The organism is Lonepinella sp. MS14434 (assembly GCF_042468235.1).
Taxonomy (GTDB): Bacteria; Pseudomonadota; Gammaproteobacteria; order Enterobacterales; family Pasteurellaceae; genus Lonepinella.
This window is the reverse complement of the sequence record NZ_CP170386.1, coordinates 1,259,205-1,283,613: the sequence shown is the minus strand read 5'-3', so window position 1 is coordinate 1,283,613 and position 24,409 is coordinate 1,259,205. Positions and strand designations below refer to the sequence as shown.

The following is a 24,409-nucleotide window of genomic DNA, read 5'->3' as shown; positions in this document are numbered from 1 at the left end:
TTAAATTTTACATTGAGTTGGCTTGATAAAATAAGCAGTTATCCAACAACCCAGACAAATCATTAAGGTGGCTAACCAACCTTGCCAAGAAAAATAGGCAGTGGCAACAAGGGCGTTGGTAATGGTACAACCGCCAGCCAAGGCGGCTCCGATTGCCATGACAATACCCCCTAAAGCACGGCGTAACAGTAATTTGGGTTCAGGTACATTGAGCTTAAATTCACCACTCAATTTCGCACTGATAAATGCACCAAGCGGAATACCCAGCACAAAATAACTCCCCCAATTTAAATAACGCTGTTGTCCTGTGACGATATATTGCACGACATTGGCACTGGGAACCGAAATAGAAAAGCCAAATTCTCGCCCCGTAAGGCTGCTATCAAACCAAGCGACTATGCCTAATAACCCAATTATTACCGCAGCAATATTCAGGGAAATGCGTTTTTCCGCTATCCAATGGCGAAGTCCGTGATAACGGTAATCTGGTGTCGGCTGGTAGCGAGGGTGTTTGTGATTGTAGTAAATCAACATTACAGTGATAACACATAGCAACACGACAAGCCACCAAGGCGAAATTTGTAATGTGGTATGAATATTATCCATCTCCGTGACATCTTGTGTTAGAGGGAGAATCCAAGATTTTAATGCACCCGTTTGTGTCGCCGCCATTGTAATGGCAAAGAAAATCAATGCCGTGAAACTACCAATCAAACCTTCTCCCGAGCGAAACCAGCTACCACAAGCACAACAGCCTGCTAAAATCATTCCCATACCGAATAAAAATCCACCCAACAAGGTGGCGACAATGGGCAGTTGAGAAGTCGGAATATGAATTAAATTAAATTGTGCTAACGCAAAAAAGCCAATGGATTGAATGGTAATCGCAATAAAAAATGCGGTCAAAAAACGCAAATTTTTTTGTGGATAGAGTTGACGTAAGCCCGATACGAAACAGAACTGACTATGTTGTAGAATAAAACCAAAGAAAAGACCAATAAATAAACCGTTGAGCATTGATTAAACCTTAATACAATGGACGAAAGATGAAAAAATTATAACAATAAGGTAACAAATAAAAAAGCTGAAATTATCGAAATTCCAGCTTTTCTTGTGATTGAAAAAACTACGCTAATTCCCCCCGTAATTTCTTCGTCACTTTCATCATCACTTCCAACTGCTCAATGGTTTCTTTCCAGCCACGGGTTTTTAAACCGCAGTCTGGGTTGACCCATAAGCGTTCTTTTGGCACCACGTTTAACGCTTTGCGTAACAAGTGTTCGATTTCCGCTTCGGTCGGTACGCGTGGGCTGTGAATGTCATACACGCCCGGACCGATGTCGTTTGGATATTTGAAATCGCCGAATGCGGTCAATAATTCCATATCGGAACGGGACGTTTCGATGGTAATGACATCCGCATCTAACGCCGCAATAGCTGGTAAAATATCGTTAAATTCAGAATAACACATGTGCGTGTGAATTTGCGTATCGTCCGCCACACCCATTGAGCTTAAACGGAACGCTTCGCCCGCCCATTGTAAGTAAGCGTCCCAGTCAGCACGCTTAAGCGGCAAGCCCTCACGAATCGCAGGTTCGTCAATTTGAATCACTTTGATACCTGCTTTTTCCAAATCTAACACTTCGTCAGACAACGCCACGCCGATTTGTTTACATACAGTTGAACGTGGAATATCGTTACGCACGAATGACCATTGCAGAATGGTGACAGGACCTGTCAACATACCTTTCATCACTTTTTTGGTCAGGCTTTGAGCATATTGCGACCAACGCACAGTCATTGGCTCTGGACGGGTTACATCGCCGAAAATCACGGGCGGTTTCACACAGCGTGAACCATAGCTTTGCACCCAACCGAATTTAGTAAAGGCAAAACCGTCAAGTAATTCACCGAAATATTCCACCATATCGTTACGTTCTGCTTCGCCGTGAACCAATACATCAAGATCAAGTTCTTCTTGTTTACGCACCACATATTCGATTTCTTTTTTCATCGCCGTTTCATAATCCGCTAAAGACAATTCGCCTTTTTTGAAGCTAGCACGAGCGTGACGAATTTCACTAGTTTGTGGGAATGAACCGATGGTGGTGGTCGGTAATAATGGTAAATTTAACCACGCATTTTGTTTAGTAATACGCTCGGCGAATGGCGATTTGCGTTGATCCGCATTGGCTGGTAAGTTTGCTAAACGAGTGGCGACTTCCGCTTTGTGAATGACTTTGCTGTTTTTGCGAGCATCAGCAGCTACTTGGCTGGCATCTAATTGTGCTTGTACTGACGCACGACCGTTATTTAACGCTTGTTTTAATACGTTTAATTCTTCCACTTTTTGTAACGTGAACGCTAACCAAGAATAAAGATCAGGATTTTTCTCTTGTAATTGTGTTTCCACGCTCAAATCATAAGGCGTGTGTAATAATGAACAGCTTGGAGCAATCCATAAACGATCATTTAATTTCGCTTTTAATGGTTCTAACACATCAAGCACGCTGTTTAAGTTCGCTCGCCAGATGTTACGACCTTCAATCACACCAGCGGAAAGTACTTTGTCATACTCGGCGAAAGCGGCTAATTGTTCTGGTGCACGTACTAAATCAAGGTGCAAACCTGCCACAGGTAAAGATTTTAATAATTGAGCGTGTTCAGCGATGGAACCAAAATAGGTAGCGAGTAAAATTTTCGCCTTAACTTGGCTTAATTCCGCATAGACAGATTGGAACGCGTTAATCCATTCTTGTGGTAAATCTAATGCCAAGGCTGGTTCGTCAATTTGAATCCATTCGGCACCTTCATTGGCAAGTGCGGTTAAAATTTGTTGATAAACCGGCACTAAATCTTTCAATAAATCAAAGCGATTAAAGGCTTCGCCTTTTTCTTTCCCTAACCAAAGGAATGTTAACGGACCAACGATGACAGGTTTGGCTTTATGCCCTTTCGCCACCGCTTCACGATATTGATTGACATAATGTGCTGGGTTGGCTTTAAATTGGGTATTTTTGGCAAACTCAGGCACTAAATAATGATAGTTAGTATCAAACCATTTAGTCATTTCAATAGCAAATTGATCTTTGTTACCACGTGCTAATTCAAAATATTGTTCTAAAGTTAATTTTTGACTGTCAAAACCAAAACGAGCAGGAATCGCCCCTGTTGCCACTTGCAGATCTAAAATATGATCGTAGAAAGTAAAATCACCGGTTGCCACGAAATCGGCATTAGCATCAGCTTGATGTTGCCAATTTTTTTCACGCAAGGCTTTGGCTAACTCTAATAAATCTTGTTCACTTAATTCTTTACGCCAGTAGCGTTCTTGTGCAAATTTAAGTTCACGTTTGGCACCAACTCGTGGGAATCCTAATACATGGAATGTGGTCATCATCTTGCTCCTATTAAATGGGAATAATAAACTTCTATTTAGACGGCTAAACGTCCGCTTGATTGAAATAATGCCGAATTCTGATTTATTAAGCAAACTCATAATTTTCATTTTTTATATGAATTATTTTAATAATTGAAGAATGGATAAAAATAGATAAACAAAAGTGCGGTGAAAATCTTTTTTGTTTTTGAAAAATAAGTTTTGCGAAACGCCCCTATTTAGGGTAATATTCGCAGTCTAGTTATTTTTCAATAAAAAATAAGGTGTAAATATGAAAAAAGGAATCCATCCCGATAATTATCGTACCGTGTTATTTTATGATAGCAATGCCAAACAAGGCTTTTTAATCCGTTCTTGTGCTAGAACTACCAATACCATGAAATGGGAAGACGGCAAAGAATATCCTGTATTTATGTGTGATACATCCTCTGCCTCACATCCTTTTTATACGGGTAAAACACGTCAAATTGGTAATGAAGGTCGAGCCAGTGACTTTACCAATCGTTATGGCAAATTCGGTGCATTGAAATCAAAATAAGGAGTTACCATGCAAGTATTATCCTCATTAAAAAGTGCTAAAACTCGTCACCCTGGCTGTAAAGTAGTTCGCCGTCACGGTGTGGTCTATGTAATTTGTAAGGAAAATCCACGTTTTAAAGCCCGTCAAGGCATGAAGAAAAAAAGAAGATAGGTATTTTTCTTCCACATTCTCACCAGAGAATTTGGCTATAAATGTAAGAGAACTGGATATTAAGGATGTTGCCAAGTTCTCTATAAAAAACGGTGAATGTAAACATTCACCGTTTTTGTTATGTTATCTAGCTTAAAACAACACGCTTGCCCCCATGGAAACGTTACGTCCCATTAATGGAATATGGGAAAGATAAGAAGTGCTAGCATAGACTTTTTCGTTCAAAATATTATTAAAATTAACGGTTAAACGATAATTTAAATGGGAATTTAATGAACCTAAATAGACCAATTCTGCATTTAACATATTATTTCCCCCCACCGGCAATTCATTATGAGCAGATTTATGCTGGCTGAAAGTATGAGTATATTCAAGGCTGGCAGATAAATTATCGTTAAAATCCGCATTCAAGCGAGATCCTAAACGAGCCGCTGGCATACGTGGCACATTGCCATTATCTAGTTTACCACGCACATAATCGCCGAATAGACTTAGCCGATATTTAGGAGCGAAACGATAACTGATGTTGCCTTCTACACCATAAAAACGAGCTGGTTGTTGAGCATAACGTATTAAGCGAAAATGTGCAAAACGATCCATAGTATGAGCATAAATATAGTTACTAAAATGCTTATAATATGTGCCAACATAGCTTTGCCATTTATCATTATTAAATGATACACCTAAATCTAGGTTAGTGGATTTTTCTTTTTTAAGCCGCTCGTTAATACCAAATTGCTCGTAAACTTGGGTATCAATCAGCAAATTATTAATGGTACGGTCATACTGTTCATCGCCAAATTCATAGGAGTTGGTGGCCACATGTGTACCTCGAGCATAAAGTTCTTGTACACTAGGGTTTCGCTCTTGGTGTGACAACGTGATCCAACTTTTCCATTCAGGCGTCATTTGCCAATCAATGCCTGTGGCGAGAGAATAGGCTGTCGAGTCATATTTCATACTACGTAACGCATTCATGCGTTTACCACGATGCAGTTGTTTATCATCTAATAAATGAATTTTTTGTTGCTCTAAACGCCCTGATAGCGAAAAAGTAAAGTCATTCCATTGATAACGTTCAACCCCAGATAAACCATATAAGTGCGTCGTATTTTTATCTAAAATGCCTTCGTAACCTGAGCTATCAATCATATCCTTACTATATTGTAAAGCCAGCGTTCCTGACCAATGGTCGGTAGGCTGATGATCGACTTCAATCCGTAATGATTTACCATTATGGCGAAAGCTCGACATGGTATATTGGCCTTCAATTTCCCGATGCTGATAGCGACTATCGTTTGCCATAAAACGAATTTGCTCTACCCTATCAAACGGACGATTTAACGCCCCACGTAAATCCACACGTTTGAGATGTAATTTCAATTTAGCATATTGTTCAGGTTGGCTTGGATCATGATTATGGAAATCTTCATCAATATTGACGCTCGTATGTTCGCAATGTAAATTAATGCCTTCTAAATATTCATCATTTTCATCATGGGTATGAACATGACAAAAATGGGCTTTGTGTTCATGTCCAGTTAATCCATAACGATCTCGTCTATCAGTGTAAGCAATACCCAGATAACCTTTCTCCCCTACCCAAGACAGCCCAACGGCACCTTGTTTAGATTTGGCTTCGGAATTATTAATATAACGATAATCTTTTGATTCTTCAAAAGTTTCTTGATAATCATCTTCAAAAATAGCTTCAATACATTCTGGTGTATTAGAATTATTACAAGGATTTTCCACGGTATATTGTTCAGTATAACCCGCAGATTTATAGTTTTTAGCGTGACGATGTAAGCCCTCAAGATGCAAAACCACATGCTCAGATAATTTGACATTGGTGGCGAGATTATATAATTGTTCTTGATTATTGGTGTTATAACGTGCATCTAAGCTTCCTTCTACCGCACGTAATGGTACCTGTGTCGGAATTTTATCATCTTTCACATTCACCACGGCCCCAGTGATCCCTGAGCCATACAATAGCGTATCCACGCCTTGAATCACGTTGATTTCTTTTGCCTGGGTCGGATCCACCATAATCGCATGATCGGGGGACATATTAGCCATATCCACCACATCACTACCATTTTGCACAATTTTATTACGATAGCTTTCTTGTCCACGAATAACTGGTGTAGATGCCCCTGAACCAAAATGATTGGCTTGAATGCCCATTTGTTTTGCTAAGGCATTACCCAGTGACGTTGGCCCATTTTTGAGTTCAGTTTGCTGAACTGTTTTCATTGGGCCTTGGTTTGTTTCGGTGACTTGAATAATCTCTAAAACTTCTGTTTTTTCCACCGCACTTACTGGGGCAATGACCCCAAAACTGAGCATAACTGCCCAACTTATTTTTTTTAGTTTCATTACTGTTATTTCCATATAAAGATAATTCGCACAGAAAAATAACTTTATATGGAAAAATTTGCAAGTGTTTTTTATAAAAAAATCATTTTTGTTATGAAAAAATCATCTAAAATTACACCGCACTTCCATCGTCTTTTTGTTAAATGTTTCTGAAATTTACTGTAGAATAAAAGCCTTATTTACTATTGATAGATAATCTATGAAACCAATATTTCTTGAACTTCGCCATTTAAAAACCTTGCTTGCTTTAAAAGAAACAGGATCAGTATCTTTAGCCGCAAAACGTGTTTATTTAACCCAATCAGCCCTTTCTCATCAACTCAAATTATTAGAAGATCAATATGGGCTGCCGTTATTTGAACGCAAAACTACACCTTTGCATTTTACCCCTGCGGGAGAACGTTTGATTAAATTAGCCAATGAGGTATTACCCAAAGTGATCGAGGCGGAGCGTGATCTATCTCGAGTAAAACAAGGGGAAGCAGGGGAGTTGCGTATTGCGGTGGAATGTCATACCTGCTTTGACTGGTTAATGCCTGCCATGGATAGTTTCCGTACCCATTGGCCGTTAGTCGAATTGGATATTGTATCGGGTTTTCATACGGATACTGTAGGATTATTGCTTAGTCATCGAGCCGATTGGGCGATTGTGTCTGAGATTGAACCCACTGACGGCATTATTTATAAACCATTGTTTTCTTATGAAATGGTCGGACTGTGTGCCAAAGATCACCCGTTAGCCCAAAAAGACATTTGGCAAGCAGAAGATTTTGCCGATCAAACTTGGATTACTTATCCTGTCCCCGATGATATGTTGGATTTACTGCGTAAAGTGTTGCGACCTGCTGGCATTAATCCAACACGCCGAACCAGTGAACTAACCATTGCCATTATTCAATTAGTCGCCAGTAAACGGGGCATTGCGGCGTTACCATTTTGGGCGGTAAAACCTTATTTAGATCGCGGTTATGTGGTGGCTCGTCAAATTACCGAACAACGCCTACATAGCAATTTATATTGTGCTTATCGAGAAATTGATGCGGAGAGAGCGTTTATTGATGATTTTTATGATACCGTGAAGTCGCAAAGTTTTTCTACTTTACCAGGCTTGTCAGTATTGGAGTAATCATGGAAAATCAGCCAAAAAACACCGCAGTTTTGGCAGCCGCTAAAGCCGCTTTTCCTTATTCTATACCGATGATTATCGGTTATATTTTCTTAGGCATTGCTTACGGCATTTATATGAAAGTATTAGGCTTTGGCGTATGGTTTCCGTTCTTTATGGCGGCGTTAATTTATGCCGGTTCTGTGGAATTTATCGTGGCGACATCATTGACCGCTATTTTTTCTCCCCTTTCCGTGCTGTTGGTCACGTTAATGGTGAGCGGACGACAAGTTTTTTACAGCATTTCCATGTTAGAAAAATATGGTAAACAGTTGGGTAAAAAACGCTGGTATTTAATTTCAACCATGTCGGACGAAGCATTTTCACTTAATTATATGGCAAAGGTGCCAGAACATTTAGATAAAGGTTGGTATTACTTTTTTGTTAGCCTCTATTTGCAAGTCTATTGGGTTTTTGGGGCGGTATTAGGCAATCTTGCAACGGACATTGTACCTTTTGATTTAAAAGGCATAGAATTTGCCATGACAGCATTATTTATCGTCATTTTTACTGAAAATTGGCTCAAAGAAAAATCCCATGAAAGCTCATTACTCGGCTTAGGTATTACGTTATTTTTCCTAATTACCGTGGGTAAGGAACATTTCTTAATTCCTACCTTATTCACTATTTGGGGAGTATTGACCTTACGCCGTACCAAATTGGAAAGTAAAATCATTCGCCTGACGGGAGAAAATCCATGACCTTAACCGAACAAATTATCACCATTGTCATGGGTGTGTTAGGCGTACAATTTTGCCGTTTACTCCCTTTTTGGATTTTCCCAGCCAACCGCCCGATCCCTGAATATATCCGTTATTTAGGCAAAGTCTTACCCGCCGCCATGTTCGGTATGTTAGTGGTATATTGCTATAAAAATATTGATCTTTTGCAAGGTCATCACGGCATACCTGATTTTATTGCTGGAGCAGTAACATTTGCCTTGCACCTTTGGAAGAAAAATATGTTCCTGTCCATGGCAGTGGGAACGATGTTGTATATGGGGTTGGTGCAAGGGGTGTTTGTTTAATTTAAGACAGTTCCTTAATGCTTTGCTCAATTTGTTTCAATCCATTTAACCTTGTACTGCTTAATCGTTGAGCGATACCGAGTTCAGTGAAAAATATTGTTATATCAAACTGTTGTAGTTCGTCTAATGGCTTCCCGTTGACTGCATTAATGAGTAGGAACAGCAAACCATTCATAATCCGTGCTTCGCTATAAGCCTTTAGCTGTAAAGTGCGGTCTAAATTTTGTGAGATTTTACACCATAATCTGACTTCACAACCTTGAATTTCCGTCCAATGGGCGAGTTCGTTTTCTGTTGGTTGGGGGAGATTTTTACCTGCTTGAATCAGCAAGCGATAGCGTTCTTCCCAGTTTTTAGCTTGTTGAATTTGTTCAATTATTTCCATTTTTTAATCCCCTTATGGTTAGTCTAAGAGTTCAAGGGCTTTATCTAATGCTGTAAAAAAGGCTTGTACATCTTGTTCGGTGTTGTAGGGAGCAAGACTGAGTCGTAATGTACTAGGCACACCTAAACGGGCAAGATAAGGCATGGCACAATGCACGCCTGTGCGTAAAGCGATGTTTTGTTCGGCAAGCAGGGTAGCGAGATCGGCACAAGCAATATTGTCAAACACAAAGCTGATTACGGTGCTAGGTTGTGGGGCAGAAAATAAACGACAATTCTGGTAATTTTTTAACCGTACTTCAGTTTGTTGAGCAAGATCTAATGCGTATTGTTCTGCTTGTTCAATATCCCATTTTTCTAACCATTCTAACACAGCGTTAAAACCGATCACGGCGGCAATATTCGGCGTGCCAGCTTCTAAACGATAGGGTAAATCGGCATAGCGAATTTCTTGTTTTGATGCAAAGGCAACCATTTTTCCGCCGTATTGGAGCGGTTGCAGTTTTTCTAAAGCAGGCTGTTTGCCACTTAACACGCCTAATCCATTCGGACCGTAAATTTTGTGGGCGGAGAATGCGATAAAATCTGCATCTAATTTTTGTAGATCGATTTTGAGATGACTAATGGCTTGAGCTGCATCGACTAAAATAAGTGCGGTGGAAAATTGGCGAATTTTTTCAATCAGTTGTTGGACGGGCTGTTGTGTGCCTGTGACGTTAGAAACGAAATTTAAAGCGACCAATTTTGTGCGTACGTTTAAGGCGGAAATTAGGGATTGTTCGTCAATTAAAAAATTATCTAATATCGGCAAAATCCGCAATTTTGCACCGCACTTTTTCGCAATAGCGTGCCACGTGACAAAATTAGCATGGTGATCGGCTTCGCTGATAATGATTTCATCATCGGGTTGAATGTGGGGAATTAAGCCGTTGGCAACGGTATTAATGGCTTGTGTGGTGCCTGATGTCCAAATCACCGCTTGTTCGCTTTCTGCATTAATTAACTGTTTAACTCGGGTGCGGGCTTGTTCATAAAGTGCGGTGTTTTTTTCGTCATATTGGCTGCGATGCACGGAGCCTGCGGATTGGTAAAATTCCACGGTGGCATCGATTAGGGCTTGTGGTTTTAATGCTGTGGCGGCGTTATCCAAATACACCACCACATTAGGTTGGCTGAAATAGGGAAATTGTTGGCGAAATGAGTAAGCATTAAACATGATTATTTCCTTTATTGGTTGTATTGATGTTTACGAAATTCGCTAGGCGGTATCGGATGAGTATCTTGCCATAATCCAATACGTTGTGATTGAGCCTGTTGTTGAATCTGTAAATATTGTGGATCTTGCATATATTGTGTATAAGCCCATGCCATGCCTAGTTGTACCATTTGCAGATTAATATTTTTTCCTTGCGAGTCATAAATTGTCGCAACACTACGTTCATAGCGGTCATAATCTGAGATTTTAAGTCTTACCTGCGTTTTGTGTATTAATTGTGCTAGGGTTTGTTTGGCACGTTTACCAAAGGCTTGGGCTTTTTCGGGGGCATCAATTTCTGCTAAACGCACTTTGATTTGTTTTTTGTTGGTTAATAGGCAGGTTATGCTATCACCATCACTAATGCTGACCACTCGGCAATTAATCCAGTGTTCTATAGCAAATGTGCAGTTAGAAAAAATAAAAACAAAAAGTGCGGTGAATAAAAAGGTTATTTTTTTCATATTTTTTGATATAAATAGCAGATGGTGACATTTTACTGAAAAAATAACAAAAATGAAAAAATAAGCGTAAAATAAATTTATAAAACTTATCAAAAATTTGAAGATAGATGATGAAAAGAAAACTGTTTGATTTAATACGATCTTTAGTGATTTTATATGCCTTACTTTATTTGGGTGAAACCATTGCGTGGTTGATCCCTATTGGTATTCCTGGGAGTATATTTGGGCTATTGCTACTGTTTTTTGGATTAACGACTAATGTTATTCGAGTAGAATGGATTTTTTTCGGGGCGAATTTATTGATTCGTTATATGGCGGTTTTGTTTGTCCCTGTTAGCGTGGGGATTATTAAATATTCCGATGTGTTGATTTCTCAAGCAAAAGCCTTGCTTATTCCTAATGTGGTGAGTTCGCTGATTACCTTGATTATTATTGGGACGTTAGCTGATTATTTATTTATGCGACGTTCTTTTGCTCGTTTACGTCATAAAGTGTTACAAAATCGGGCTAAGGAAAGATAATGATTTATTTTTATTCTGTATTAACTGTGACAGGTTTTTTTATTGCTTTACAAATTAATAAACGGTTGAGATCCATATTGTTAAATACCTTTGTACTAACGGTATTAATGATAATTGGTGTGTTGTTATTAATGAATATCCCTTACGAAAATTATATGGCAGGTAATGCACCGTTAAATAATTTATTGGGGGTGAGTGTGGTGGCGTTGGCGTTACCTTTGTATGAGCAACTTCGTCAAATTGCGGCATTTTGGAAAAGCATTTTGTTTGTTACTACGTTAGCTTCTATTGTTGCCATGTTCACAGGTGCTGGCTTTGCTTTGTGGTTAGGGGCGAATCCAGATATTGTTGCAACGGTGATTTCTAAATCGGTGACAACCCCTATAGCGATGGCAATTTCAGGTAATTTGGGCGGCGTTCCTGCCTTGGCAGCAGTTGGTGTTGTTGTAGCAGGTATTCAGGGTTCAATGGTTGGTTATGTTATTTTACGCAAACTTCGATTAACGAGTTCCGAAGGAATTGGGTTAGCTGTGGGAGCTACTTCACATGCTATTGGTACGGCAGCATTAATGGAGCAAGATGCGAAAGCCTCTATTTATAGTTCAATAGCCTTAGTTTTGTGCGGTATTATTAGTTCTATTCTTGCTCCGCTGGTATTTAAGTTGATTTATATGGTGGCGTAAATGTTAAAAAATAATTTGGATCCTGTTTGGCTTGAACGTTTGATTAATGATAAACCGAGAGAAAAAGATCATCGTCCGCCGTTTCGTCGTGATCGGGCTAGAATTTTACACAGTGCGGCATTTCGCTGTTTACAGGCGAAAACGCAAATTCACGCTGTGGGTGAAAATGATTTCTTCCGTACTCGATTGACCCATTCTTTGGAAGTGGCTCAAATTGGTAGTAGTTTGGTTTCACAATTAAAATTGGTAGATACTTATAAAGCCTTAGCTGATCAATTAAATATAGATAAAACTAAGCTACAGCAAGAGCTTAAGCCATTATTACCGACCGCAGATCTGATTGAAAGCCTGTGTTTTGCTCATGATATTGGACACCCACCATTTGGTCACGGAGGTGAAACGGCTTTAAATTCAATGATGTATGATTCAGGGGGATTTGAAGGCAATGCACAAACTTTCCGTTTATTAACTAAGCTGGAACCTTATACGCCGAATGCAGGTATGAATTTAACACGTAGAACCCTATTGGGAGTGGTGAAATATCCTGCCATTTTAGATGAAACTTCGCCAAAATACACCGCACTTTCTTTTGCGGAGCAAGATTTTAGAGCAGTGGATTGGCGACCTGGTAAAGGTATTTTTCGTGATGATTTGCCCGTGTTTGATTGGTTATTGCAACCGTTATCTGAGCAAGATCGAGTATTATTTACTTCACTAAAAAAAGTGCGGTCAGAACCCAAAGAGTTTTTGAAAACCAAGTTTAAATCCTTAGATTGTAGCATTATGGAATTAGCAGATGATATTGCTTACGGGGTGCATGATTTTGAAGATGCTATTGTGGTAGGAATGATTGATCAAAATCTCTGGCAAATTGCTTTGCAAGAATTAAGAGCTTGTTCTTCGGAATGGATTGTAAGAAATATTGATACTTTGAGTACAAAATTATTCTCTGAATATCATTACGAACGTAAAAATGCCATTGGGGCATTGGTGAATTTCTTTATTACTAATGTGCGTTGGAACCAAACCGCTGATTTTGCTGAACCATTACTGCGTTACAATGCGGAATTGCCAGAAGAAGTGGAAAAGGTCTTGAATGTGTTTAAGACTTTTGTATTTAAATATGTCATTCGTGATGTGGAAACCCAGCGTATTGAATATAAAGGACAGCGTATTTTAACCGAAATGTTCCAAATTTTTGCCAGCGATCCTGAACGCTTGTTACCTCGCAATACTGTAAATCGTTGGTTGAAAGCAGGATCAAATGGTAAAAAACGGATTATTTGCGATTATATGGCAGGCATGTCTGATGCCTATGCGTTGAAAGTTTATCGGCAGTTGACGTAAAAATAGACTGAAAAGTTGAAAAATTAAACATTCGAATAAATTTCTCAATATTTTTATAAAAAGTGCTTGCAAAGGATTTCCAGATCTCTATAATACGCTGCACACAACGACACGCTGTTGTGAAAATTGAAAATCAAACAGTGTGTCGTTTTATTTTCGCCAAAAGATAGCGAAATTTGTTCTTTAACAATTTATCAGACAATCTGTGTGGGCACTTGTTGATTGACTAGTTTTAAAAAATTAAATAAAACTTGAAGTCTTAATAGGTGCTTAACTTAGAAATTCATTAACTTTTTGTTCTTTTGGGAATGAAAAGAAAGATTTAAAAGCAAGCAGTTTATTGAGCGATCGAACTTAAATTGAAGAGTTTGATCATGGCTCAGATTGAACGCTGGCGGCAGGCTTAACACATGCAAGTCGAACGGTAGCGGAAAGTACTTGTACTTTTCGTGAGAGTGGCGGACGGGTGAGTAATGCTTGGGGATCTGGCTTATGGAGGGGGATAACGACGGGAAACTGTCGCTAATACCGCGTAATATCTTCGGATTAAAGTATGGGATCGCAAGACCATATGCCATAAGATGAGCCCAAGTGGGATTAGGTAGTTGGTAGGGTAAAGGCCTACCAAGCCGACGATCTCTAGCTGGTCTGAGAGGATGACCAGCCACACTGGAACTGAGACACGGTCCAGACTCCTACGGGAGGCAGCAGTGGGGAATATTGCGCAATGGGGGGAACCCTGACGCAGCCATGCCGCGTGAATGAAGAAGGCCTTCGGGTTGTAAAGTTCTTTCGGTGGTGAGGAAGGCTAATAAGTGAATAGCTTATTAGATTGACGTTAACTACAGAAGAAGCACCGGCTAACTCCGTGCCAGCAGCCGCGGTAATACGGAGGGTGCGAGCGTTAATCGGAATAACTGGGCGTAAAGGGCACGCAGGCGGTTACTTAAGTGAGATGTGAAATCCCAGAGCTTAACTTTGGAATTGCATTTCAGACTGGGTAGCTAGAGTACTTTAGGGAGGGGTAGAATTCCACGTGTAGCGGTGAAATGCGTAGAGATGTGGAGGAATACCGAAGGCGAAGGCAGCCCCTTGGGAAGATACTGACGCTCATGTGCGAAAGCGTGGGGAGCAAACAGGATTAGATACCCTGGTAGTCCACGCTGTAAACGCTGTCGATTTGGGGATTGGTCTTTAAGACTGGTGCCCGTAGCAAACGTGATAAATCGACCGCCTGGGGAGTACGGCCGCAAGGTTAAAACTCAAATGAATTGACGGGGGCCCGCACAAGCGGTGGAGCATGTGGTTTAATTCGATGCAACGCGAAGAACCTTACCTACTCTTGACATCCATAGAATTTTTCAGAGATGAAAAAGCGCCTTCGGGAACTATGAGACAGGTGCTGCATGGCTGTCGTCAGCTCGTGTTGTGAAATGTTGGGTTAAGTCCCGCAACGAGCGCAACCCTTATCCTTTGTTGCCAGCATGTAAAGATGGGAACTCAAAGGAGACTGCCAGTGATAAACTGGAGGAAGGTGGGGATGACGTCAAGTCATCATGGCCCTTACGAGTAGGGCTACACACGTGCTACAATGGTGCATACAGAGGGCGGCAAACCTGCGAAGGGGAGCGAATCTCAGAAAGTGCATCGTAGTCCGGATTGGAGTCTGCAACTCGACTCCATGAAGTCGGAATCGCTAGTAATCGCAAATCAGAATGTTGCGGTGAATACGTTCCCGGGCCTTGTACACACCGCCCGTCACACCATGGGAGTGGGTTGTACCAGAAGTAGATAGCTTAACCGCAAGGGGGGCGTTTACCACGGTATGATTCATGACTGGGGTGAAGTCGTAACAAGGTAACCGTAGGGGAACCTGCGGTTGGATCACCTCCTTACCCAAAACGAGCGACAATAAGTGTCCACACAGATAGTCTGATAAAAAGTAGAAAAGAAAGAAAAAAGACCGCACTTTTGACTGCTTACTAGGTCGAGCAACATGAAAAAGGAAGTGCGAAAGAAAAGACAATAGATACTCTTTACCTGTTGTCCCCATCGTCTAGAGGCCTAGGACATCGCCCTTTCACGGCGGTAACCGGGGTTCGAATCCCCGTGGGGACGCCAATTAAAGATGATTTATTTATCTTACTGTTCTTTAAAAAATTGGAAACAAGCTGAAAACTGAGAGATTTTCGGGTTAATTGACGAAAGTGAATTAACACAAGAAAGTCTGAGTAGAAGAAAAAATCTTGACTGAACAAAAGCAGTCAAGTGTTTAGTTGAAACGCAATATCAATTGTTCTAAAAAAACATTTGAGGTTGTATAGTTAAGAGACTAAGCGTACACGGTGGATGCCTAGGCAATCAGAGGCGAAGAAGGACGTGCTAATCTGCGAAAAGCTTGGATGAGTTGATAAGAGGCGTTTAATCCAAGATATCCGAATGGGGAAACCCGCTAGATGAAGAATCTAGCATCGTTATTTGAATACATAGAATAACGAAGCAAACCGGGAGAACTGAAACATCTAAGTACCCCGAGGAAAAGAAATCAACCGAGATTCTGTGAGTAGCGGCGAGCGAAAGCGGAGGAGCCGTTAGTAATAGCGATAAAACTAAGAGAATGAACTGGGAAGTTCAACGACACAGGGTGATAGTCCCGTATCTGAAAGTTATATTGTGGTACTAAGCTAACAAGAAGTAGGGCGGAACACGAGAAATTCTGTCTGAAGATAGGGGGACCATCCTCTAAGGCTAAATACTCCTGATTGACCGATAGTGAACCAGTACTGTGAAGGAAAGGCGAAAAGAACCCCAGCGAGGGGAGTGAAATAGAACCTGAAACCGTGTACGTACAAGCAGTGGGAGCCCGCAAGGGTGACTGCGTACCTTTTGTATAATGGGTCAGCGACTTATATTTTGTAGCGAGGTTAACTGAATAAGGGAGCCGAAGGGAAACCGAGTCTTAACTGGGCGGTGAGTTGCAAGGTATAGACCCGAAACCCGGTGATCTAGCCATGGGCAGGTTGAAGGTTGGGTAACACTAACTGGAGGACCGAACCGACTAATGTTGAAAAATTAGCGGATGACTTGTGGCTGGGGGTGAAAGGCCAATCAAACCGGGAGATAGCTGGTTCTCCCCGAAATCTATTTAGGTAGAGCCTTATGTGAATACCTTCGGGGGTAGAGCACTGTTTCGGCTAGGGGTCCATCCCGGATTACCAACCCGATGCAAACTGCGAATACCGAAGAGTAGTGCATAGGAGACACACGGTGGGTGCTAACGTCCATCGTGAAGAGGGAAACAACCCAGACCGCCAGCTAAGGTCCCAAAGTACTAGTTAAGTGGGAAACGAAGTGGGAAGGCTTAGACAGCTAGGATGTTGGCTTAGAAGCAGCCATCATTTAAAGAAAGCGTAATAGCTCACTAGTCGAGTCGGCCTGCGCGGAAGATGTAACGGGGCTAAAACTAGTCACCGAAGCTGCGGCATCAAGAGTAATCTTGTTGGGTAGGGGAGCGTTGTGTAAGCGGAAGAAGGTGAATTGAGAAGTTTGCTGGACGTATCACAAGTGCGAATGCTGACATAAGTAACGATAAAACGAGTGAAAAACTCGTTCGCCGGAAGACCAAGGGTTCCTGTCCAACGTTAATCGGGGCAGGGTGAGTCGGCCCCTAAGGCGAGGCTGAAAAGCGTAGTCGATGGGAAACGGGTTAATATTCCCGTACTTGGATAAATTGCGATGTGGGGACGGAGAAGGTTAGGCAAGCAGCCTATTGGATGGCTGTTTAAGCGTGTAGGTGGGGAAACTAGGCAAATCCGGTTTCCCATTCAACACTAAGGCGTGATGACGAGCTCCTAAGGGAGCGAAGTTGTTGATACCACACTTCCAGGAAAAGCCACTAAGCTTCAGGTTTATCTAAACCGTACTGAAAACCGACACAGGTGGTCAGGTAGAGAATACTCAGGCGCTTGAGAGAACTCGGGTGAAGGAACTAGGCAAAATAGCACCGTAACTTCGGGAGAAGGTGCGCCGGCGTAGATTGTAGTCTTTTACAGATGAAGGTTGAACCGGTCGAAGATACCAGCTGGCTGCAACTGTTTATTAAAAACACAGCACTCTGCAAACACGAAAGTGGACGTATAGGGTGTGATGCCTGCCCGGTGCTGGAAGGTTAATTGATGGTGTAATCGCAAGAGAAGCACCTGATCGAAGCCCCAGTAAACGGCGGCCGTAACTATAACGGTCCTAAGGTAGCGAAATTCCTTGTCGGGTAAGTTCCGACCTGCACGAATGGCATAATGATGGCCAGGCTGTCTCCACCCGAGACTCAGTGAAATTGAAATCGCCGTGAAGATGCGGTGTACCCGCGGCTAGACGGAAAGACCCCGTGAACCTTTACTATAGCTTGACACTGAACCTTGAATTTTGATGTGTAGGATAGGTGGGAGTCAGAGAAACTTAAACGCCAGTTTGAGTGGAGACGACCTTGAAATACCACCCTTTAACGTTTGATGTTCTAACGAAGTATGTGAAACGCGTATTCGGACAGTGTCTGGTGGGTAGTTTGACTGGGGCGGTCTCCTCCCAAAGAGTAACGGAGGAGCACGAAGGTTTGCTAATGACGGTCGGACATCGTCAGGTTAGTGCAATGGTAAAAGCAAGCTTAACTGCGAGACGGACAAGTCGAGCAGGTACGAAAGTAGGTCATAGTGATCCGGTGGTTCTGAATGGAAGGGCCATCGCTCAACGGATAAAAGGTACTCCGGGGATAACAGGCTGATACCGCCCAAGAGTTCATATCGACGGCGGTGTTTGGCACCTCGATGTCGGCTCATCACATCCTGGGGCTGAAGTAGGTCCCAAGGGTATGGCTGTTCGCCATTTAAAGTGGTACGCGAGCTGGGTTTAGAACGTCGTGAGACAGTTCGGTCCCTATCTGCCGTGGGCGTAGGAGAATTGGTTGGGGCTGCTCCTAGTACGAGAGGACCGGAGTGGACGCATCCCTGGTGTTCCAGTTGTGTCGCCAGACGCATTGCTGGGTAGCTACATGCGGAAGAGATAAGTGCTGAAAGCATCTAAGCACGAAACTTGCCAAGAGATGAGTTCTCCCACCCTATAAGGGTGTAAGGGTTGTTGAAGACTACGACGTAGATAGGTAACATGTGTAAGCGGTGTGAGCCGTTGAGCTAAGTTATACTAATTGCCCGAGAGACTTAACTATACAACGCTCAAGTGTTTTTGGGTGGATTAAGCTAAGAACTAAATAAAGCAGTACAGACAAAAGAAAATCGAACAGACAGCTTGTTTCAAATTTTAGAAGAAGACTAAAAAATAAGTAGGGTCGTGATTTAAAAGGCCCAATCATCAAAGGAATAATCCTGATGGTCATAATGCAGTAGCGCCACCTGAACCCATGCCGAACTCAGAAGTGAAATGCTGTAATGCCGATGGTAGTGTTGGGTTTCCCAATGTGAGAGTAGGTCGCCATCAGGTTCAAAATTAGAAACCCCAGTTACGTGAGTAGCTGGGGTTTTGTTTTTTTTAAATGGCTATATTCTATGTTGAATAGGATTTAGCCATTTTTCTTATTTTTTATTGTGGATTTTTCTATTTGTATAAAATTTATTAGAAAAAGTGTTAACTACGTCACAATTTTGTTATAAAAATGTAACATGATATTCTGAATTAGAATATACTGAAAAAACCTTATAAATAGAATGCTTTTTCTATTTTAGAAAATGTATTTTAACAAGGTTTCTATAAATGGCAGTAGAGTATTCTACAATACGAATTTATCTTTAATTAAGAGGAATATGCTATGTTTGGTCTTGATCCTACCACAACAACCTTTCTGATCTATATTGTCGGAATGGTATCAATAGGGCTTATTGCCTATCGATTTACAAATAATTTATCAGACTACATTCTTGGGGGACGTAGTTTAGGTAGTTTTGTGACAGGACTTTCAGCTGGTGCATCTGATATGTCAGGTTGGCTGTTAATGGGATTGCCTGGTGCAGTTTATGCAGCAGGGCTTGTGGAAAGTTGGATTGCTATCGGTTTAACCATAGGGGCGTATTTAAACTGGTTATTTGTCGCTGGTAAATTACGTATGCATACAGAATTTAATAAGAATGCTTTGACATTACCAGATTATTTTCATCATCGTTTCGGCGATAAGACTAAAGTATTAAAAATTGTTTCAGCCACAATTATCCTATTCTTCTTCGCTATTTACTGTGCATCAGGCGTGGTTGCTGGGGCTCGTTTATTTGAAAATTTATTTGGCGTGCCTTATGAAACCGCACTTTGGCTCGGGGCGTTAGCAACAATTGCTTACACCTTTATCGGGGGGTTTTTAGCCGTTAGCTGGACAGATACCATTCAAGCGAGCTTAATGTTTTTTGCCTTATTTCTTACGCCTATTTTTATTTTAACGCAATTAGGTGGTTTTGAACCGACTTTTGAAGCTTTAGCTCAAGCTGGTGAAGCGGCTGGCAGAGATTTTACCGATATGTTTAATGGTACCACATTTATTGGCTTATTGAGTTTATCGGCATGGGGATTAGGTTACTTCGGTCAACCACATATCTTGGCACGGTTTATGGCGGCGGATTCGGTAAAATCCGTACCTAAAGCTCGTTGTATCAGTATGACGTGGATGTTTATCTGTTTGATTGGTGCAGTAAGTATCGGTTTCTGGGGACAAGCATATTTCTTTGCCAATCCAGATAAAGCGACACTGGTGAATGCAAATCACGAACAGGTTTTTATTGAACTTTCTCGTTTACTGTTTAATCCTTGGATTGCAGGTATTTTGCTTTCGGCTATTCTTGCGGCAGTAATGAGTACCCTAAGCTGTCAATTATTGATTTGCTCAAGTGCCATTACCGAAGACTTTTATAAAGGTTTCTTACGTCCGAACGCCAGTCAAAAAGAACTTGTCTGGTTGGGTCGTATGATGGTGCTATTGATTGCTATCTTAGCTATTGTTTTAGCACAGGATCCAAACAGTAAAGTGCTTGGCTTAGTATCTTATGCTTGGGCTGGTTTTGGTTGTGCCTTTGGACCTGTGGTATTGTTATCGCTTTATTGGAAACGCATGAATGCAGCAGGTGCAATGGCAGGCATGATCACGGGGGCATTGGTCGTGGTGTTCTGGAATACGCTTGTACCAAACAGTGGAATATATGAAATGATTCCTGGCTTTATCTGTGCGACGATTGCCATTTTGGTCGTTTCTTTAATTACGCCAGCCCCGAAAGCAGAAATTGCAGAAACCTTTGATAAAGCGGAAAAGGCTTATCACAAAGAGATGCAAGGTGTGAAAAAATACATCTAGTTTGTTTATTAGCGAACTACTTTTATAAAGGTGCGGTTGTTTTTACAACCGCTTTACTCAGTGAAAATATTAAAAAGAAGGTTATCTATGAGTTACGAGATTTTACCTAAAACAACAATCCGTCCGATATTAAGCGAATTTTATCGCATTCCCGAACAAAAAATTGTGGCGGAGCTAATTGAAAAAGCGGATATGAGCGAGCAATCTCAATCTATTGCTGAACTGTGTAAAAAGTTAGTCAGCAAAGTACGAGCCGATCGCAAAAAAGCCAGTGGGGTGGATGCGTTAATGCACGAATTTTCCCTTTCTAGTGCGGAAGGGATTGCTTTAATGTGCTTGTCGGAAGCCTTATTGCGGATTCCAGATAAAACCACTGCAGATAAACTGATTCACGATAAACTTGTGCATGGCGATTGGAAAGCTCACTTAGGCAATAGCCCCTCTTTATTTGTTAACTCCGCTGCATGGGGATTGATTGTGGCACAAAAAATTGTATCCCACAGTGATAAAGAATTATCCAGTGCCTTATCCAAATTAATTAGCAAAGGTGGCGAGCCATTGATTCGTCAAGGTATGAATGTAGGCATGCGTTTATTAGGTAAACAATTTGTGACGGGGGAAACCATTGATGCAGCGATTAAAAATGGTGAAAAACGTTTTGAGAAAGGCTTCCGTTATAGCTACGATATGTTAGGTGAAACCGCCTTAACCCAAAAGGATGCGGATCGTTATTACAATGATTATGTGAATTCCATTCGTGCCGTGGGGGAAACATCAAAAGGCTTAGGCGTTTATAAATCTTCAGGGGTTTCCGTCAAACTTTCCGCTATTCACCCCCGTTATAGTTTAAGCCAACATCAACGGGTAATTGATGAACTTTATCCGAAACTCAAAGAATTATTTTTATTAGCCAAAAAATATGATATTGGCTTGAATATTGATGCGGAAGAAGCCGCTCGCCTTGAATTATCCCTTGATTTACTTGACCGCTTAATTGCTGATCCCGATTTAGAGGGTTTCCACGGCATTGGCTTTGTGGTGCAAGCCTACCAAAAACGTTGTAGTCGTGTCATCGATCATATTATTGCTCAAGCTCGAGCCAATAATCGTAAATTAATGATCCGTCTAGTAAAAGGGGCATATTGGGATAGTGAAGTCAAATTAGCCCAAGCGGAAGGGGCAACGGATTATCCTGTATTTACCCGTAAAGTGCATTCCGACATCAACTATATCACCTGTGCGAAAAAATTATTGTCTGCACAAGATGTGATTTATCCGCAATTTGCCACGCACAATGCACAAACTTTAGCGACAGTTTATCATCTTGCTAAAGATAAACACTTTGAATTTCAATGCCTGCACGGCATGGGTGAAACCCTATATGAACAAGTGGTTGGCAAGGAAAATCTGAATGTACAATGCCGTATTTATGCACCAGTTGGTTCCTATCAAACCTTGTTGGCTTATCTCGTTCGCCGTTTATTAGAAAACGGTTCAAACAGTTCTTTCGTGAACCAAATTGTCGATGAACATTTTAGCGTTGATAGCTTGGCGGAAGATCCTGTGAATAAAGCGAAAGAAACCCAAGGTACGGCTCACCCGAAAGTACCGTTACCGGTGAATATTTACGGTGAACGCCGTAATTCAAAAGGTTATGATCTAACCGATGCGATTTCCTTACAACAGCTACAAACTCAGCTTAACGAATTAAGTGATAAACAATATCAAGCGAAACCGTTAATTGTCGGTGAAGTGACAGGAAATAGTTCTCGCACAGTTTACAATCCAGCGGTGCAAAGCCAAATTGTAGGTCAAGTGATCGATGCCAACGAGCAAGATGTGAATACAGCGTTCACAACAGCAGTGAATTTTAAACAACAATGGGCGAATACCGCACCAGAAGTGCGGTCAGAAAAATTAGAGAAAATGGCAGATTTAATGGAACAACATTTGCCAGAACTCTTTGATTTAGCCGTGCGAGAAGCAGGTAAAACCCTCAATAATGCCATTGCCGAAGTGCGTGAAGCGGTGGATTTCTGCCGTTATTATGCTGGTCAAGTGCGAGCCAATCCAGCTAGCTTTAAGGATCCACGTGGTGTGGTGGTAGCCATCAGTCCGTGGAACTTCCCATTAGCGATTTTTATTGGTGAAGTGTCTTCCGCCTTAGTGGCAGGTAACGTGGTATTAGCCAAACCCGCAGAACAAACCTCTTTAATGGCGTATTTTGCGGTGAATTTATTCCATCAAGCAGGTATTCCAAAAGAAGCGTTACAATTATTAACGGGTTCAGGTAAAACCATCGGTGAAAGTCTAACCACTGATGAGCGTGTTAATGGCGTAATTTTCACAGGTTCAACCGATACCGCTAAACGTATTAATAGCAATATCCAAAAACACGGTAGCTTGATTCCACTCATTGCAGAAACGGGCGGTCAAAATGCCATGATTGTTGATAGTTCCGCTTTAGGTGAACAAGTTACTATTGATGTATTGAACTCCGCCTTTGACTCAGCAGGTCAACGTTGTTCTGCTTTACGTGTGCTTTATTTACAAAAAGATAATGCGGATCATTTGCTTGAATTAATTAAAGGTGCAATGGCGGAATTAGTGGTAGGCAACCCAGCACAGCTTACTACTGATGTGGGACCTGTTATTGACAAAGTGGCTCAACAACGCTTACTTGATCATATTGAAGTCATGAAAAAACAAGCCAAATCTTATTATCAAGTACCGATTGCCAAAGATGTGGTAGAGAACGGCATTTTTGTCGCCCCAACCTTGCTCGAAATTGACAATATTAATCAATTAAAACACGAAGTGTTTGGTCCAGTATTACACGTCATTCGTTATGACGCAGAGAAATTAGACGATGTGATTAGAGAAATTAATTCCACAGGCTTTGGTTTGACTTGTGGTTTACATAGCCGTATCGATCAAACTCAACGTGAATGGGAGCAGGGCATTCAAGCAGGTAACTTATATGCCAACCGTAATATTGTCGGGGCGGTCGTTGGTGTGCAACCATTTGGTGGGCAAGGCTTATCTGGCACGGGACCAAAAGCGGGCGGTGCGTTGTACTTACAACGTTTAAATAACCGTACGGCATGGAACTTTGACGGATTAACCGAAGGGATTACTCCAAATATTAGCGAATTTTCCACCGCACTTAATCAGGTATTGACGGGTGATGAATTGGCTCAAGCTCAACAATCTTTGCAAACCTTGAGTGCAAGCTCACCGTTAGGCAAAATTCACCAAATGCACGGCGTGACAGGTGAAAATAATTTCTTACGGTTTGAACCACGTGGCGACATCGCCATTGGTGACGGTGCGTTATTCCAACAAGTGTTGGCATTAACAGCGATTGTTGCCGCAGGTAGCCGTGGTGTGGTAAGTGCTAATTCACCACTCGCTCAACACGCCAATACATTGCGTCAATTTGTGTCTGTGGTCAATGACTTCAATAGCCTTGATCATCTCAGCCAACTTATTGTGTTAAATCCACTTTCTCAAGCGGATAAAGCCCATTATTCGGAACGTAACGGGGCGATTATGACCTTTGTGGAAAACTTAGCGTTAGCCCAATCTTTATTACCGTTAATGCACGAAAAATCGGTGAGCATTAACACTGCTGCAATGGGAGGAAATGCCAGTTTAATGGCGGCAATGGATTAACAGGTCATTGGTAAAATAAAAATGGGGGCAAATCACAAATTTGCCCCTTATTTCATGAAATTTTGTTAAGATAAAC

16 protein-coding genes, 1 tRNA gene and 3 rRNA genes are annotated in these 24,409 nt (G+C 41.4%); 14 read left to right on the top strand and 6 right to left on the bottom strand.

All coding sequences use genetic code 11. The features are described 5' to 3' along the window. Positions 1-1,017: a YeeE/YedE family protein gene (locus O1Q79_RS06170; protein ID WP_386690912.1), complete on the bottom strand. Its 1,017-nt coding sequence runs from the start codon at positions 1,015-1,017 to the stop codon at positions 1-3. 109 nt (positions 1,018-1,126) lie between these two features. Further along, a complete protein-coding gene (metE, locus tag O1Q79_RS06165) occupies positions 1,127-3,397 on the bottom strand; it encodes a 5-methyltetrahydropteroyltriglutamate--homocysteine S-methyltransferase (RefSeq protein ID WP_386693360.1) in 2,271 nt (756 codons plus the stop codon). 274 nt (positions 3,398-3,671) lie between these two features. Here metE and O1Q79_RS06160 point away from each other — a divergent pair, with 274 nt between their 5' ends. Together O1Q79_RS06160 and ykgO are read left to right on the top strand one after the other, a co-directional pair. After that, positions 3,672-3,938, top strand: coding sequence for a type B 50S ribosomal protein L31 (locus O1Q79_RS06160; RefSeq protein WP_386687186.1), 267 nt, complete (start codon positions 3,672-3,674; stop codon positions 3,936-3,938). Positions 3,939-3,947: 9 nt separating this feature from the next. Beyond that, complete coding sequence (ykgO, locus tag O1Q79_RS06155; RefSeq protein ID WP_386690910.1) at positions 3,948-4,091, top strand: type B 50S ribosomal protein L36; 144 nt, start codon at positions 3,948-3,950, stop codon at positions 4,089-4,091. A 132-nt stretch (positions 4,092-4,223) separates the two neighbouring features. Here the strand turns inward: ykgO and O1Q79_RS06150 are convergent, their stop codons facing one another. Further along, positions 4,224-6,473: a TonB-dependent receptor gene (locus tag O1Q79_RS06150; RefSeq protein ID WP_386690907.1), complete on the bottom strand. Its 2,250-nt coding sequence runs from the start codon at positions 6,471-6,473 to the stop codon at positions 4,224-4,226. Between the two features lie 199 nt (positions 6,474-6,672). On the opposite strand from O1Q79_RS06150, the gene O1Q79_RS06145 reads away from it, so the two are divergent. Genes O1Q79_RS06145 through O1Q79_RS06135 form a run of 3 tightly spaced genes read left to right on the top strand, consistent with a single transcriptional unit; the run spans position 6,673 to position 8,665 of the window. Then, positions 6,673-7,599: a LysR family transcriptional regulator gene (locus tag O1Q79_RS06145; protein WP_386687182.1), complete on the top strand. Its 927-nt coding sequence runs from the start codon at positions 6,673-6,675 to the stop codon at positions 7,597-7,599. Positions 7,600-7,601: 2 nt separating this feature from the next. Then, entirely contained in the window at positions 7,602-8,339 is a 738-nt protein-coding gene (locus O1Q79_RS06140) for an AzlC family ABC transporter permease (RefSeq protein WP_386690904.1), read from the top strand. Beyond that, positions 8,336-8,665: a branched-chain amino acid transporter permease gene (locus O1Q79_RS06135; protein WP_386690901.1), complete on the top strand. Its 330-nt coding sequence runs from the start codon at positions 8,336-8,338 to the stop codon at positions 8,663-8,665. Before O1Q79_RS06140 ends, O1Q79_RS06135 begins: the two co-directional genes overlap by 4 nt. Before the next feature lies 1 nt (position 8,666). Here the strand turns inward: O1Q79_RS06135 and O1Q79_RS06130 are convergent, their stop codons facing one another. From O1Q79_RS06130 to O1Q79_RS06120, 3 genes are read right to left on the bottom strand one after another with little or no spacing between them, the layout of a single operon-like run. Beyond that, complete coding sequence (locus tag O1Q79_RS06130) at positions 8,667-9,044, bottom strand: SufE family protein (protein ID WP_386693359.1); 378 nt, start codon at positions 9,042-9,044, stop codon at positions 8,667-8,669. 24 nt (positions 9,045-9,068) lie between these two features. Continuing rightward, positions 9,069-10,265 (bottom strand): cysteine desulfurase, encoded by a 1,197-nt coding sequence (locus O1Q79_RS06125; protein WP_386690899.1) that lies wholly within the window; start codon positions 10,263-10,265, stop codon positions 9,069-9,071. Between the two features lie 11 nt (positions 10,266-10,276). Continuing rightward, positions 10,277-10,768, bottom strand: coding sequence for a thermonuclease family protein (locus tag O1Q79_RS06120; protein ID WP_386690897.1), 492 nt, complete (start codon positions 10,766-10,768; stop codon positions 10,277-10,279). A gap of 110 nt (positions 10,769-10,878) precedes the next feature. Here O1Q79_RS06120 and O1Q79_RS06115 point away from each other — a divergent pair, with 110 nt between their 5' ends. From O1Q79_RS06115 to putA, 9 genes are all read left to right on the top strand, one after another. After that, entirely contained in the window at positions 10,879-11,289 is a 411-nt protein-coding gene (locus O1Q79_RS06115; RefSeq protein WP_386687172.1) for a CidA/LrgA family protein, read from the top strand. After that, positions 11,289-11,972, top strand: coding sequence for a CidB/LrgB family autolysis modulator (locus O1Q79_RS06110; protein WP_386690896.1), 684 nt, complete (start codon positions 11,289-11,291; stop codon positions 11,970-11,972). The genes O1Q79_RS06115 and O1Q79_RS06110 overlap by 1 nt, the downstream gene beginning before the upstream one ends. Further along, entirely contained in the window at positions 11,973-13,319 is a 1,347-nt protein-coding gene (locus O1Q79_RS06105; RefSeq protein ID WP_386690894.1) for an anti-phage deoxyguanosine triphosphatase, read from the top strand. Positions 13,320-13,675: 356 nt separating this feature from the next. After that, positions 13,676-15,214 (top strand): 16S ribosomal RNA (locus tag O1Q79_RS06100). 150 nt (positions 15,215-15,364) lie between these two features. After that, a tRNA-Glu gene (locus O1Q79_RS06095) sits at positions 15,365-15,440 on the top strand. 201 nt (positions 15,441-15,641) lie between these two features. Then, positions 15,642-18,537, top strand: a 23S ribosomal RNA gene (locus tag O1Q79_RS06090). A 156-nt stretch (positions 18,538-18,693) separates the two neighbouring features. Next, positions 18,694-18,809: ribosomal RNA gene (gene rrf / locus O1Q79_RS06085) — 5S ribosomal RNA — on the top strand. Together the 16S, 23S and 5S rRNA genes with 1 tRNA gene alongside form the textbook arrangement of a ribosomal RNA operon. A gap of 325 nt (positions 18,810-19,134) precedes the next feature. Beyond that, positions 19,135-20,658 carry a sodium/proline symporter PutP gene (gene putP, locus O1Q79_RS06080; protein WP_386687730.1) on the top strand — a complete coding sequence of 508 codons (1,524 nt, stop codon included), beginning with the start codon at positions 19,135-19,137 and terminating at the stop codon, positions 20,656-20,658. An 87-nt stretch (positions 20,659-20,745) separates the two neighbouring features. Further along, positions 20,746-24,333, top strand: a complete 3,588-nt coding sequence (putA, locus tag O1Q79_RS06075; protein ID WP_386690892.1) for a bifunctional proline dehydrogenase/L-glutamate gamma-semialdehyde dehydrogenase PutA — start codon at positions 20,746-20,748, stop codon at positions 24,331-24,333. Positions 24,334-24,409: the final 76 nt, after the last annotated feature.